The 15,783-nt window shown below is 60.9% G+C and carries 7 protein-coding genes and 2 pseudogenes; 7 read left to right on the top strand and 2 right to left on the bottom strand.

The window, feature by feature from the left end; translation table 11 throughout:
• The first annotated feature begins 7 nt into the window (after positions 1-7).
• The 3 genes from BMIN_RS02830 to BMIN_RS02815 all read left to right on the top strand — a co-directional run bounded on the left by BMIN_RS02830 (position 8) and on the right by BMIN_RS02815 (position 8,788).
• Positions 8-1,333: an aminotransferase class III-fold pyridoxal phosphate-dependent enzyme gene (locus BMIN_RS02830; protein WP_022861864.1), complete on the top strand. Its 1,326-nt coding sequence runs from the start codon at positions 8-10 to the stop codon at positions 1,331-1,333.
• A 330-nt stretch (positions 1,334-1,663) separates the two neighbouring features.
• The gene (locus BMIN_RS02820; protein ID WP_022861861.1) at positions 1,664-7,006 is read left to right on the top strand and encodes a metallophosphoesterase; all 5,343 of its coding nucleotides are present in this window, start codon (positions 1,664-1,666) and stop codon (positions 7,004-7,006) included.
• Positions 7,007-7,255: 249 nt separating this feature from the next.
• Complete coding sequence (locus BMIN_RS02815) at positions 7,256-8,788, top strand: MFS transporter (protein ID WP_022861860.1); 1,533 nt, start codon at positions 7,256-7,258, stop codon at positions 8,786-8,788.
• A 102-nt stretch (positions 8,789-8,890) separates the two neighbouring features.
• Here BMIN_RS02815 and BMIN_RS02810 read toward each other — a convergent pair whose 3' ends face one another.
• Entirely contained in the window at positions 8,891-9,727 is an 837-nt protein-coding gene (locus tag BMIN_RS02810) for an HAD family hydrolase (RefSeq protein ID WP_162138772.1), read from the bottom strand.
• A gap of 299 nt (positions 9,728-10,026) precedes the next feature.
• Between BMIN_RS02810 and BMIN_RS02805 the strand changes: the two genes are divergently transcribed.
• On the top strand, positions 10,027-10,692 hold the full coding sequence (locus tag BMIN_RS02805) for a DUF4232 domain-containing protein (RefSeq protein WP_022861859.1): 666 nt from the start codon (positions 10,027-10,029) through the stop codon (positions 10,690-10,692).
• 123 nt (positions 10,693-10,815) lie between these two features.
• Here the strand turns inward: BMIN_RS02805 and BMIN_RS02800 are convergent, their stop codons facing one another.
• Complete coding sequence (locus BMIN_RS02800) at positions 10,816-11,064, bottom strand: hypothetical protein (RefSeq protein WP_152595243.1); 249 nt, start codon at positions 11,062-11,064, stop codon at positions 10,816-10,818.
• 138 nt (positions 11,065-11,202) lie between these two features.
• Here BMIN_RS02800 and BMIN_RS02790 point away from each other — a divergent pair.
• From BMIN_RS02790 to BMIN_RS02780, 3 genes and pseudogenes are all read left to right on the top strand, one after another.
• Positions 11,203-12,454, top strand: a pseudogene (locus BMIN_RS02790) (IS3 family transposase); the annotation flags it as partial.
• 781 nt (positions 12,455-13,235) lie between these two features.
• Positions 13,236-14,186 (top strand): annotated as a pseudogene (locus BMIN_RS02785) (ketopantoate reductase family protein); the annotation flags it as partial.
• Between the two features lie 433 nt (positions 14,187-14,619).
• A partial coding sequence (locus tag BMIN_RS02780) for an IS3 family transposase (protein WP_034886263.1) occupies positions 14,620-15,783 on the top strand: 1,164 nt, incomplete at its 3' end.

The following is a 15,783-nucleotide window of genomic DNA, read 5'->3' as shown; positions in this document are numbered from 1 at the left end:
AAGCATCATGAGCAGCACGACAGCACCATCCTCATCGGAGTCCGCCGGGCAATCGACGGCGCCGACCACAACGGATCGGGCTGAGCTCGTCCGCGACATCTACGACCAGGCCCACGAGCACTGGCAGCCGAACAGGGTCGACATCTTCCGCCAGTACGGTCTCACCGTCGTGCTGGGCAAACGCGACGGCTACGAGTTCGAGGACCTCGAGACCGGGCGGCGCATCATCAACATGCACATCAACGGAGGCGTGTTCAATCTGGGACACTGCAACCCGGAGGTCCGTCAGGCCCTTATCGAGGGCTCCGAACGATACGACGCCGGCAACCACTACTTCCCCTCCGACGTCAAGATGCGCTTCGTCGAACGGCTTCTGTCCGTCTCGCCGGACTCCATGAAATACGTCAACGTGAATACCGGCGGCGGCGAGTCCATCGACTCCGCCATCAAATTCGCGCGTCACGCCACCGGACGCCGACGCGTGGTCACCGTCCACGGCTGCTTCCACGGAGCCACGGGCTTCGCCATGCAGGCCGGACCACAGGATCAGGCGGCGTTCTTCAATTCCACGGGAAGCGCGGGCGACTTCTCCCAGGTCGATTACGACGACCTCAACCAGCTTGAGGACGTGCTGCGCCGCAACGACACGGCCGCCGTGCTGATCGAAAGCCTGCCCGCCACGGCAGGATTCCCGATCCCCCACAACACGTACTTCAAGGACGCCGTCGAACTTGCGCACAAGTATGGTGCGCTATACATAGCCGACGAGGTCCAGACCGGGCTCATGAGGTCGGGCACGATGTGGTGCAGCGTCGGATACGGGGCCGAACCCGACATGATAGTCACGGGAAAGGGCCTGTCGGGCGGATACTACCCGATGAGCGCGGTGATCATGAACGAACGTTCCGGGCAATGGCTCAGGGACGACGGCTTCTCGCAGACCACCTCGTTCAGCTCCTCGGAGCTCGGCTGCTACGTGGCCACGACGGTACTCGACATCACCAGCAGACCATCGACCGTGGCGAACGTGTCGATGCTCACCGACCTCTTCTCCACCCGTCTCGCCGACATCCAGTCACGTCATGGATTCCTCACCGGTGTGCGCCAGCGTGGCGTCATCATGGGACTCGAACTCGCCCACCCGCAGGGTTCGACGGCTCTGATGGCGGCCCTGTATCGCAATGGGGTGTGGGCCATGCGCGCGAACTTCGACCAGCACGTTCTCCAGTTCAAGGCCGGGCTGCTTATGGACGAGTCGACCGCCAACCGCGTACTCGACGCGCTCGACACTGCGCTCCCCCAGGCCGCGGCCATGGTGGGCGTAGAGGACTAGGAGACAGCGCACGGGATCTGAACGACAGTTTCTGCCATCATGACGCCACGGTGAATTCGGGTGAATCGTCGACGACGTTCTGATGAATTCCCCATTCGCCCGGCGCGCTGCGAAAGCCGAAGATCCTACCGTTATCACTGTTCGGGACCATGCAACGATCATCCGTCGACGGGAGCATCCCATCGATGGGATGCTCCCCTGACGCCGCCCTCGAGGGCGGATCCGTCAGACGCATGACCCGAACGGTTCACGGATGCATAAGGATCGATGGCGTAAGCAAGGAAGAGAACGGCGCGGATGGATTGGACGAATCGGATTAGTCACGGACGGATGACGGCATCAATCATGGGTGCGGCGAAGTGTCTCGTCGCTCTGACGGTGATCTCCGCCATGGCAGTGGGCATAACCGTCGTCCCGGCGGACAACGCCGTGGCCGATGAGGGGTCGGGTTCCGCGGACGTGGGCTCCATCACCAACGCCATGCCGGTCGTCATCACCGAGCTGGCGGTGAAGACGAGCAATGGCACCTTCACGGACGACTCGGGCGCCACGAAGAAGGTCAACATCGGCGAGTTCATCGAACTGACGAACATGTCGTCGTCACCGGTCGGAATCGGGGATCTCTCCCTGACGTATAACGGCGTCGACTGGACGCCCGAGGCCTTCGAGTCGGCTGCCTCCGACTCCACGAAGGACGTCTCGATCCCCGCCCACAAGTCGATCGTCATCTGGGACAACTACGCGAACGTCACCCATGCCGGCATCACCCCGGCGCTCAGCGACGACTCCGACTTCAACGCCTACTGGAAGAACGTCACGGGGACGGACCCGGGCCTCGTCATGGGATCGACGCTGTTCACCACCTCCAAGGGCGCGGGGATGTCCAACACGTCGGCCCGTACGCTGTCCGTCACCCGGCGGTCCACGGGCGCGACGAGCACCGTGAGCTACTCGAACGGCGGCAGCGCCACGGACACCACGCTCGTCTACTCCTATTCCTCGGACGGCACCGCGTCGATGGGCACCGACAACACCGCCACACCCGGCACCACCATCGGCAGTCAAATCCCCGACTCCTGGCCGAGCATCAAAACCTCGCCGACTATCACCATCACCGACGGCTCCTCCGTGCCCGCCGGAACGAAGGACGACGCCGCCATCCATCTCAAGGCGACGGTCACCTCCTCCCAGGGCAAGGACACCATCGGATCGGTGCGGCTGTATACGAAGACGAACGTCGACTCCGACTACGTCGACTCCGGCTTCGACGGAAACAACGACGGGGACGTCTGGTCCTTCACGATCCCCGCCGGCACCCTGACCGGCAGGACGTCCCTCGGCTACCGCTTCCTCGTCACGGCCTCCGACGGGACCGTCACCCGCCGGGACGGCGCATCGACCATCGAGCTCACCGCCGACCAGAGCGACGTCAAGGCGGCCACCGTGCCGCTGGCGATCACCGAGCTGGCCGTGGACACGGCGAACGCGAAAGGCTCCGGCTCCGACGCCTACGAGTTCATCGAGGTGACGAACCTCTCCGGCAGAACCGTGGACTTCTCCGACAACTACACCTTCTACTACAACTACCCCACCAAGGGGGACACGGCCGACGTCGAGTGGGCGCCCAAGCAGAGCGGGATCACCATCGCCGCCCACGAGAGCGCGGTTTTCTGGATCCGCAACGGTTCGAACGACGCGCTGACGGCTGGCGACTTCAACTCCAACTATGGTCTGGAGGGCTCGGATGCGCTGACGCTTGGCAGGAACCTCTTCGAGATCGAGTCGGCCGGCATGGCCAACAACTCCGCACGGGCCCTGAAAATCGAGACGAAGACGAAAACGCTCGTGTCCAGCGCATCCTATCCCGACAACGCCTCGAAGAACCTGACGGGCGACACGCATTCGATCCAGTACATGTACGCGGGCGGCACCTCCGAATCCAGCATCGTGCGCACCGGCGAGGACCCGACTCCGGGAACCGTGGAGGACGGGGACATCCGGGCGACGGCCTACGAATTCCCGACCAACGTATCCACACCGGACGTCACGGACTCCACACCCACGACCTTCGGGACCGATAAGGACCTCACGTTCTCCTTCGACGCGACCTCCACGGGCGGATCCATAACGCGGGTGAGCCTGTTCACCAAGGCGACGGGAGAGGACGGCTTCACCGAGCACAACCTCACGAAGACGTCGGGAAGCGACACGTACTCCTACACGATCAACAAAATCGACCTGCTGCGCAGGAAGTCCTTGCAGTACTACCTCGAAGCCAGCGACGGCATCAACGCCGTCGTGCGCACGGACGAGAGGACCGTCTCCTCGACGTCGTACGACGGGTCGCCCGTCCGTCTCAACCTCAGCGACGGCCAGTACGCCCGCGGCAAGGTCACGGTGCGGGCCACCGGCACCTCGTCCTCCGACAGGCCCTCGCTGAAGGTCGACGGGAAGTCCGTGGACTCGTCGAAGATCACGCCCTCCATCGAATCGGAGCCGTACATCGCGGCCGAGGTGACGCAGACGGACATCTTCTTCCTCAACTCCTTCACCACGAAGGAGACGATCAGCGGAACGCCCAGCGGCGACGACTGGAAGAGCAGCGTCATCGGAAGCTTCGACGACGGTACCTACGGCAATACGAGCACCGTGTCGTTCCCCGTCTCCCTGAGCCTGCTCAAGGAATCCTCCGACGGCGGCCGGACGCTGTCCCTGTACCTCAACGCGGGAACCAAATCCAGCGCCACCGACATCCTCGATGACGCGGGGACGGTCAACTCCGAGAACGCGGACAACTACCTCGCCTCCAACATCCGGCTCGTGCTGTCCGACGGCACCCATCTGTCCGCGAGCAAGGCCACCGCGGCGGTGAGCCCCGGCGATTCCGGTGCCGTCACGGAGAAGGACGTGACCGACGAGGTCGCGGACTCCTCCAGCTCGATCAAGATGGGGGACACTGCGGGACAGTACGAGTACATCCGCCTGGACTTCGAGATCCCGGCGTCCTCCGTCACGACGAACGCCTATGCATGGGACACCACGGCGCTGAAGGACGGCACGCATACGGTGACGGCCTCCACGTCGGAGGGGTCGTCCACGACGACGGTCACGGTGGACAACACCAGGCCGACCATCACTCCGTCAATCTCATCCACGGCCACCACCGGAATCGGCTATCGCCGCGGCACCATCACGATCGGCGCCACGGCCTCCGACGAGACCTCCGGAGTCCCCTCCTCTGGGACCGGAGCGCTGTCGGCGACGCTAGCCAACGGAGCCGACGACGCGACCGCCATCACCCTGCCCTACAGCGTCTCCTCCGCCGATCTTCCGGCGGGCGAGCACACCGTAACCTTCACTGCGACCGACGAGGCAGGGAACACCACGACCAGAACCGAAACCTTCCTCACGCTCAACGAGACGCCGACGATCGAGTCGATGAGCTCCACGGCGGGAACGGCCACAAACGACCCTACGCTGACCGTCACGGCCGCATACGACGGCGACGACCCCCTGACGGTGACCTTCTACAAGGGCTCGCGGGCGACCACGGCAACCGGCGACGTCACGGTTTCGCAGGGGACCACGACCCAGGCCGGGCTGGTCGCGGCGACCTCCGGTTCGACCGGGACCGGCGGCACGGCGCTCGGGGACTCGGACGCGAGGAAGCTCGCGAAATCCGATGACGGTGCCACCGTCACCACCACGGGCACCGACGACGGCTTCCCCTACCAGAGCTTCACGGTGACGGTCCCCGACTCCGTCTCGTCGGACGCCGATGCCTCCACCGCCCTGCGATGGAAGGGATCGGCCGAGGCCGGGTCGGACATCTACGCCTACGTGAAGAACACGTCGACGAACGTCTGGGACCAGGTCGCCAGGGTCACGGCGGACGATGACGGCGATGCATCCATCGACGTCACGGTAGCTCTTGCAAACCATCTGTCCGACGGGAAGATGACCGTCGTCGTCCAGAACGGCACAGGCTACTCCTCCGGCGACCTGACCGACGGGGCATCTGACGCCTCCGCCTCGTCCACCTTCCCCGACTACGCCGCCAGCTCGACCGCCTCGACGATCGACGGTGCGGACGGCAAGGCCGTCGTCACGATGGACGACGATGCCATCTCGCAGGAGGACACGCCGCGCAGCGACTACGACTTCACCTTCGCGTGGGAATCCGACACCCAGTACTACAACGCCAACTACGAGAACGACGGCTACTACCAGCATCAGGAGAACATCCACAACTGGCTGATCAGGAACCGCAGCGCGATGAACATCCAGTACCTGTTCCATACCGGCGACATCGTCGACAACGCGCAGGAGAGCGACCAGTGGGAACGCGCCGACGCCCAGTACGCGAAGCTCGACGAGGCGCACTTCCCCTACGGCGTTCTGGCGGGCAATCATGACGTCAGCCACAAGGAGGAGGACTACACGAGCTTCTCCACGTACTTCGGCGAAAGCCGCTACTCCTCGAATCCTTGGTACGGCGGCAGCTACGAGAACAACCGCGGACACTACGACCTGATATCCGCCGGCGGACTCGACTTCGTCGTGGTCTCCATGGGCTGGGGCATCGACGACAGCGAGATCGACTGGATGAACCAGGTGCTGAAAAAGTACTCGAACCGCATAGCGATCCTTGACTTCCATGAGTATCTGCTCGCCTCGGGAGGTCTGGGTCTCGTCCCTCAGGAGGTCTACAAGCGCGTGGTCGTGCCCAACGCCAACGTGAAGATGGTGCTGTCCGGTCACTACCACAGCGCGCAGAAGACCGTGTCGAAGATCGATACGGACGGCGACGGCGTCGCGGACCGCAACGTCGTCAACCTGCTGTTCGACTATCAGGCGATGACCGAGGGCGGCATGGGATTCATCCGTCTCATGCACATCAACACGGCCAACGCCACCATGCAGGTGCGCACTTACTCGCCGTCGCTCGACAAGTACGGTTCCCAGACCGTCGAATCGTCCGACTTCACGCCGTCGGACGAGGAGTTCACCATCGACCTCACGCAGCTCGGAATCACACCGGTGACCTCATCGGGCCGCCAGAAGACGCTGACGACGGACTCCTTCGACACCGATCTGCGGGGAGGAAAGGCGAGCGTCATCGGAACGGTGACCGTCAAGGCGACGAAGGCCAGGGCACTGGCGAGCAGCCGGTCGCTGCTGGCGGCGGCATCCGCGACGTCGGCGACCCGCACGGCGACGTTGACATGGAAAAATGCTCCCACCGGCACGCAGGGCTGGTATGCCGTCGTCAAGGGCGAATACGCCGAATCCTCGGATGACTCCGCCGATGGTTCCGGCGTCGTCGTCAGCCCCGTGTCGACCGTGACAGTCGCGTCGAGACAGACGTCCGACGGATCCACAGGCACGGACACGGACACGGACACGGACAACGGAGCCGGAACAGGGAACGGGGGTTCGGGAACGTCCGACGGCGATTCATGGACAGGATCAAACGGGTCATCCAACCCCGGATCCGGCTCTCCCTCGCAGACATCGTCATCATCCGCGCAGTCCGACGGGACTGCCGATACGGCTCTAAGCGCGACGGGCACGACGGTGACGTCCATCGTCGCCACGACCGTCCTGACGGTGCTGGCGGGAGCGATTCTTCGAAGCGTCTCACGACGCTCCTCCTCCAGACGCCGCCACTGACACGTCGGCGCCACTGACGTGAACGGCGCCGACGAGAACGTAACCGACGGGAACGTAACCGACGGGGCCCGGGATGCGGAAGACGGCATCCCGGGCCCCGTCGTCAGTCCCGGTCGTCCATGGGAGGACCGCGGACAAGCCGCAACCGCCACAACGTGTTCTCCCCAAAGGACGAATCACGCCGTCCTCACGGCTCGCCCCGTCCGACCGGTCCATGATAATCGTCGTGAACCACGGCGATAGGAAAGAATGAAGCGGAAACGACACGACATCACGGGCACGGGCATCACGGGCACGGGCATCACGGACGAGAGGATCGCGGACACCGAGATGTCTCCGATTGATCAATCCGGCAATCGGGTCCTCACGATGGCTGCGGTGTTCATCGCCACCTTCATGACCTCCGTCGAGGTCACCATCGTGACGACGGCGCTGCCATCGATTATCAGCAGTCTGCATGGTCTGGAATACCAGAGTTGGATCATGAGCGCATACATGCTTACGACCGCCATCGCCACGCCCGTGTTCGGAAAGCTCGCCGACACCGTCGGACGACGCGGCATCTTCCTGTGGGGCGTCGTCATCTTCACCGTCGGCACGCTGCTCAGCGGGCTGGCGCCGCACATACTGCTACTCGTTCTGGCCCGTGCCATTCAGGGAATAGGCGCCGGCTCCGTCATGCCGCTGACCTTCACAATCATCGCCGATCTCTACGACTACTCGCGGAGGGCCAACGTCCTTGCCCTCAACAACACCGCATGGGGACTGTCCGCACTGGTGGGGCCTCTGATCGGCGGATTCCTCGTGGATAGGCTGTCCTGGCACTGGGTGTTCTTCATCAACGTCCCCCTGGGCGTCATCGTGACCCTTCTCATCCTGCTCGGATACCGCGAACCCACCCGAGCATCCAGGAACGGCCACCTGTCTCTGGATGCTCCCGGAATCCTCTGGCTGGGAACGGCTCTGGTGGCGCTGCTGCTCGGCATCCAGATGCTTGTTCGACGGCCGTTCGTCGCCGTGCCTCTCATCGTGGCGGCGATCCTGTCGTCCGTGATGCTGCATCGGCGGGAACGCTCCGCCGACGACCCCCTGATCGCCCCGGAGATGTTCCGCAATCCCACCTTCGGCATCCAGATCCTCACCACCACGCTGCTGAGCGGGGTGCTGATCTCCTACCAGTCGTATTTCCCCATCTGGCTGCAGTCTCTGTATCGCGTAGATTCCATTCAGGCGGGGCTCGTGGTGACGTCAAGCTCGGTCATGTGGCTTGCGGCGTCGCTCCTCGTCGGACGCATAATCGCACGAATGGTTCCGCGAACCGTCACGCTCTGGCTGACGGGATCGCTGACCGTCACCTATCTAACGCTGACGATCGCCTCGCCGCACTTCCCCATCTGGGCGTTCTACGTCATCGCCATGCTCAACGGGACCGTCATGGGCATCGTCATCAGCATGAACACCGTGCTCAGTCAGCATCTGGTGCCGAAACGCTACGTCGGATCGGCAACCAGCATTCTCACGCTCGGACGATCCCTGGGACAGACCGTGATGACGGGAAGCTACGGCACCGCACTGACTCTCATCATCCGTGCCAATCTGCACGGCATCCCGTTCTCCGTGGCCAACGAGACCATCAGCTCCGGCACCGCGACCGCACACGACCCGGTGGTCGACTCCGCGATCCTGAACGGATCGCATGGCGTGTTCTCCATCGTCGTAGTCATCATGCTGGTGATGATGGTGCTCAACTTGCGGGATCCGAACAGGTCGGTCGTGCGGTAAGAGGATAAGAGAATGACGACGGCAGAGATGTGGAACGGTGACGATCGGAACGGTAGTGGTACGAAACATTTGAGGGCTGAGGCGTGAGAAACATGGTCCCGACTACCGTAGCGCGGGTATCGCCACTCCCCGGTCACGCAGGATCCGCCGCAGCTCCCCCATTCCTGGGAAGAGAACAGCGCCTATGCCCTCGCGCGCCGCTCCGTCGACGTTCTCCTGCCGGTCATCGACGAACAGCGTCCGTTCCGGGATCAGGGAGAACCGTTCGATGGCGAGCTGGTAGAAGCGCGGATCCGGCTTGCGCAGATGGCAGCGTCCGGATACCAGAACGTCGTCGAACGACCCGATGATGGGCGCGGCGGGTTCGGCCTTGAGGAAGGTCTCGGCGTTCCAGTTCGTCAGTCCGAACACGCGGATTCCTGCAGCCTTGAGATCGCGGACCATCTGGGCGGCGCCGGGGATGCGACCCGCCTGAGTGTCGTCGAAATGGTCATGGTACCAGCGCAGCATCTCCGGATATATCGGATCGCCGGACGGCAGGGACGCGACCCTCTCATAGGCCTCCTCCCATGACATTCCCTCATCGAGATCGCTGTTGAGACGATCGAAGTCCACCGCGTCGAAGAAGCGCCGGATCGTCTCCGGCCTATAGCGCGAGCATAAGGCGTCCTGCGGCGACCAGATGGAGATGACGCCGCCCAGATCGAACATGACCGTGTCGATGGGATCACGCGGGGATTCATGCGGCTGGATTGGATGCGAAGGCCGAGGCTGACGAGGACGCTGAGACGAATCATGCGTCCGTGAGGACCGCCGCCGGTCGTCGGAATCCGTCTCTTTGCCGGATCCCGTCGCCCCACCGGGTTCCATTGCCATGCCGGACTCCGATACCGCATCGTCCGCCACGTTGTTGTCGATATCGCCGTCCATCGATGTCATGTCCGTATCCCTTCCTGCCACGCCGCCGGCGTCGCCGCCCGTCATCGTCATCGTCATCGTCGTCATTCATCGCGTCATATCAAACTCTTGTCGACAGGATGGACCCAGACCAACCGCACGTCATTCATACGCCCAACGTTCATTCGTTATTCCATGGCCGTCCATTCGTATGGCCGTCCCCGATCACGGTCAGAGCCATCCATAGCCATAGCCATAGCGATAATCATGGTCTATTCTCTCAACCCCAATGAGACGCCTAGACTGGACTCATGAGAAGAGGAACGACAAATCCGGACGATATGCGCCGCGAGACAATACATGGACGCACGTTTCGCATTCTGCCGGTTGCGGCGACGACGGGCGCCCTGGTCCTCGCACTGGCGGGATGCGGCGGATCATCCGGAACATCGACGGCATCCACCTCCACCACATCGACGACGCCATCATCGACGACGTCCAGCCCCACGGGATCCGCATCATCCACGCAGGATTCCGATTCGTCATCATCAGACGAATCATCGTCGCAGTCCTCCGACTCCGCCACGACAACATGCCGGTCCAGCCAGCTCACCGCGCGGCTGGGCAGAGCGGACGGCGCCGCCGGAAGCGTCTACGTCCCCATCGTCCTGACCAACACCGGGTCGACGTGCGCCATCAAAGGGTATCCTGGCGTCTCCCTCGTACGATCGGGCTCACAGATCGGCGCCGCCGCGGAACGGGACGCCTCCGTCTCCCCCACGCGGATCGTTCTCGCCACGGGACGATCGGCGACCGCCACGCTGCGCATCACCCAGACCGGAAACTTCGACACGACAACATGCCAGCCCCGCAAGGCCACCGCGATCCGCGTTTATCCGCCGGACCAGACCACGGCGATCGACATCGCCACCACCGCCTACACCGGCTGCGCCTCCACGAAACTGTCGATTCTCACGATCACCGCGCTGAAGGCGGATGAGAGCTGAGGAATCTCGATCGAGTTCCGCCACGGCACGACGCCGTTCTAGCGCATGCGGGGCAGACAGACGCGGACGAAGGACACATAACCAACCCAGGACCACCCCCGCACATGCGGGGCAAACACGCCGTCATACCAGTTTGCCAGTAATGTATCGTTCCTGCTCACTGGGCGTGGCATACCTAGCCGATCCATTGGCGCTCACCAGCACCAGCGTCGGCGGCCCGATGCAGTCGTCAACGGATGCGGCCTCCTTGGGCAGCACATTATAGATGTATTGCTTGCCGTACATGCGATCAAAGCCCAGCAGCTTGTCACCCTGCTGCCTAACCAGCGTCTCAGCCAGATTCTGGGCCTGCGCCTCATTCAACACCTGCATGTTCACCTCTATTCATTATTACTAGTTTTATTTGTCAGCGTGGTAACCACGGCCGGGTTAATGGACTGGTCATCAACGCGGGTATGATATGGACTGGGTTTTGTTCCTGATTTCCCCTCGATAAGGAATGATGGAATTATGAGTACGAGATATACCAAGGAGTTCAAAGAACGGGCGGTCAGGCTGTTGGCTGACAGCCGGGAGAATTACTCGTCGGAGACGCAGGCGCTGGTCGGTGTGGCCAGGGATCTGGGGGTTTCCACGGAGTCGCTGCGCCGCTGGCGCACTCAGGCGGACGACCAGGGCGCCGCAGGCCCGCAGGAGTCCGTTGAATTGAAGCGACTGCGCAAGGAGGTCGTGGAACTGCGTCGAGCGAACGAGATTTTGAGTTCGGCGTCGGCTTTTTTCGCCTCAAGGCTCGACCCGACACGGCGTTGATGATCGCATACGTGGACGCGTATCGCGCACGGTTCGGGGTCGGGCCGATCTGCCGCACGCTCAAAGCGTCGCTGGACTGCGGTTTCATCACCGCCAGAGCCTACTGGCAAGCCAAGCGTCGTGCCTCCAGCATGATGCGGGCGCGTCACGAGACGCTGGCCCGTGACATCCACATGATCCACGCCCACCGGTTCCAGGCGGTCTACGGGTACAGGAAGATGTTCGCCCAGTTGCAACGTCAGGGCTGGCAGGGCATCGGGCGTGACCAGGTGCTGCACGTGATGCGCGGGCTGGGCATCCGGGGCGTGCGCCGCGGCAGGATCCCGGTCGCCACGCGGCCCGCCAGGAGCACGGGAGGACGCGAGGATCTGGTGAACAGGGCGTTCACGGCCGACGCCCCGGGTCGCCTGCACGTGGCGGACGTCACGTACGTGCGCCTGGCCGACGGGAGCTTCGCCTATGTGGCGTTCGTCACCGACGCGTATGCCAGAAGGATCGTGGGCTGGGCGGTCTCCGCCAGCCAGCGCACGCGCGAGCTTCCCCTGGTCGCCTTGGACCAGTCCATCTCGTGGACGGCCCGGCATGGGGACACACAGGGTCTGATCCACCACTCGGATCACGGCACCCAGTACATCAGCACGATCTACGGCACGCGCCTGAACGAGCACGGCATCCTCGCCTCCACGGGCAGCGTGGGCGACTCCTACGACAACGCGCTGGCCGAAACCGTCAACGGCGCCTACAAGAGCGAGCTGATCAAACGCTGCAAACCATTCGACAGCGTGCAGGCGCTCGAACAGGCCACCTTCCAATGGGTCTCCTGGTGGAACCAGGAACGCCTGCACGAACACCTCGGCTACCAGACACCAGCCGAAGTGGAAGCACGCTACTATCAATCACAAGTGACACCAGTCACCCAATAAAACACAGGGAACAAAACCCAGTCCACCTCAAATTCGCCCAGAGTGAGTGGTGCATTTTCGTAGTTGAATTTTTTCTTGATGGCTTGGTAAGTAAAGCCAAGTGCTGCTGCCACTTTTGTTCGGCTCGTTCTTGGCTCGGTTTCGTTGGCCCATGACTTGACAAAATCTATTGCTGTCCTGTCAATGTCGCTCCACGAACTTTTAATCATAAAAGAAGTCTACGGATTCACAATTGACAAAAAATCACTACTTTTATAACCATAAACAAAAGTATCTAATAGAAGGTATAAACACATTACTAGAGTATCTATATTTCAGTCATAGATTATTTTAATATTGATCAATAAGATACATAAATTACCTATTTATAAATAAATAGATACATATGCATCGATTTATTTGATATTTGTGATACTATTGTGAGCATGATGCAAGAACACACGAAGAAGGTAACTTCAGCTCTTTACGAAATGTTAAAAAATGAGGTTCCTGGAACATCTCCAATGACAGTTGCATCAGCTCATATTGGCACCAGTTATGAAACGCTGAGAAGAAGACTTAAGACTGGGATTGGGACACTGCCAGTGGGGGTCTTGCCAGAGGTTAACAACCTCATCTTCATTGACGATGTGATGAGATCGCGATGCGTGCATGGGACGTGGCATGCTTTCGTAGTGCGCGGTGAAGAAGGGGCTCGCAACGGCGAGCATGGGCAGGGTTCTGCACGGAATCGATCCGGATTCCATGGATTGACCGCCTATGCCATGCCTCGCGATGGCGACGGGCTGCACTCATGATGGAAAGACAAATATGAAATACGCAGTTATTGGCGCAGGTGCAATGGGATATCGCTATGGTGTGCTCATTCAGGAGCATGCCGGGCGCAAGGTGGACTTTATCGATGCATGGGAGCCGAACATCGCGGCAGTTCGCCAGCAGGGCGGAGTCTATGTATCGCGGGATCGCAAGAACCGTCATCTGGTTCCAATAGACATCTATACGCCGGAAAGCTACAAGGGCGATCCTGATGTCTGGATCATCTTCGTGAAGCAGATGCAGCTCGACGATATCCTGAGACGCTGCGCGCCCTTGTTCAAGGATCACCAGGTCGTGTTCTCGGCGATGAATGGATGGGGTCATTTCGAGAAAATCAGGAAGTACTTCAGCGACGATCGCATCTATGGCGGCACCGCCATGGTCGCAACAGTGCTGAACGGCCCCGGAGACGTCGACTTCATTGGCAAGTCAGGTGCCGGTGAGATGCATATGTGCGCCTTTAACGAGAAGACGACCGACATCGAGCGTGAGATGTTCGAGGATTTCAAGGCTTCGAACATGAATCCGATCATCACGACCAACTTCATCGGCACGTGCATGGCGAAGGTAATCTTCAACTCGGTCGTCAACACGCTGTGCACGATGTATCAGATCACGATGGGCGAGTTCATTGAATATCCAGGATCGATGGACATGGCGAAGCAATTGATCGACGAGGCGTATGATGCATGCGACCGTGCAGGAATCAGGCTTATCGAGACTCGTCAGGAAGAGCTCAAGTCCATCGATTATGTGAGCCGTGTCGCCAATCCGCTGCATTATCCTTCGATGTATCAGGATATGTCCCGTGGACGCAAAACCGAGGTCGACTTCATCAACGGATGCATCGCGAAGATCGGACGCGAAAACGATTATGTATGCAGGACGCATGAATTCCTCACGCATGGCGTGCACCTCGCCGAGCTTGCATTCAGAATCCACAATCCAGACATTGCTCAGGCAGCGCACAATGCAAATAATTCGGCGAATGCGACGGCTGTGCAGGATGCCGAGGACCTCGTCAAGACGGCACAGAGCAGGAGTGCAGACTCAGAGGATTAGAGGACTGAGACGGCTAGGCGTGGCAATGCAGATTGACGCGTGATGGAAGCCGCACGCAGACGGTTCGTCCCTTGGAGATTGGCAGATCCTGTACGGGTTTCTGACTGAATTCGGCGCCTGACCCAGGTCAGGCGCCGAATTCATTTTTTTACTTTCGGTCATAACATGCGCGAGGATGACAACTAAGGAAAAACCAGATTACTCTGAAAAACATGAGTGGAGAGCCATGTTTTTCGGCCATCCACAATATGTTGGAATGGGCATGGAGCGGTAGGGGGCTGCGGACGTTTTCTTGGAGATTGAACGAGAGGATTCTATGTTCAGTCAAGAGGAGCGTGGTCGTGCCGTGGAGTTGTATCTCTCCACTAGTATGACGACCCAGCAGGTCGTGGAGCATCTAGGTTATCCCACGCGTCAGTGTTTGGAACGCTGGCTGCACCAGGATCCCCGGTATATGGAGAGAATCCCCAAGCCAATCATCCCGCTTTCCATGCGGGTGAGAGCCGTACGCCTGTGTCTTACCGGCTTGCAACAGCAGGCAGCGGCGGCGCAGTTGGGTGTCAGTGCTGGTGTGGTGAATCATTGGATGGCCTTGTATCGTGAGGGTGGTATGGCAGCATTGCAACCCCAAAGGAGGTCCCCGATGCCCGAAGAAGAGAAACCCGGGGTTCACCCTGTTTCTGATGATGTTGGTGAGCTGCACCGTCGGATCAGAGAACTTGAGCTGGAGAACGCGCTGATGCGCCAGGTGGTCAACGTGGTAAAAAAAGACCCAGGCGCCAGCCTGGGGCGCCTTTCGAACCGGGAGAAGACCAGGCTGATCGACCGGCTGCGCCCAATGTTTTCACTGCACTGTTTGGCCCGCAGGCTCACGATCCCCTTGAGTAGCTACCATTATCACCACGCTCGAAGAGACGGGGATAAGTACTCGGATATCCGAGTACGCGTGAGAGCATTGTTCAAGGAGTCGTCCTCACGCTACGGCTACCGTAGGCTTCATCACGCTCTGGGTATTCACCTCTCTGAGAAGGTGGTGCGCCGGATTATGAGGGAGGAGGGATTGGTGGCTCGTATCCCCTGCCGCAGGCGTTACAGCTCCTACCAGGGTGAGACCACGCCAGCCCCCGACAACCTGATCCACCGGGATTTCAGTGCCAAAGAACCCAATATGAAGTGGCTGACCGACATCACCGAGATCAAGGCGTGTGACGGCAAAGTGTATGTCTCGCCCATGATCGACTGTTACGACGGCAAGATCGTCGCCTACACGAGGGGACTGCACCCGAACGCCCGATTGGCCGACACCATGCTCAGAAAGGCGATCGGAACCCTGCCCGATGATACCAGGGTGATCGTGCACTCGGATCGTGGCTGCCACTACCGGTGGCCCGAGTGGATCCGGATCTGCCAGGAGCACGGTATCATCCGCTCCATGAGCAGGAAGGGCTGCTCCCCGGACAACTCCGCCGCCGAGGGATTC

Source organism: Bifidobacterium minimum (genome assembly GCF_000741645.1).
Lineage (GTDB): Bacteria > Actinomycetota > Actinomycetes > Actinomycetales > Bifidobacteriaceae > Bifidobacterium > Bifidobacterium minimum.
The sequence above is the reverse complement of the archived record's forward strand: the minus strand, read 5'-3'. Positions and strand labels throughout refer to the sequence as shown.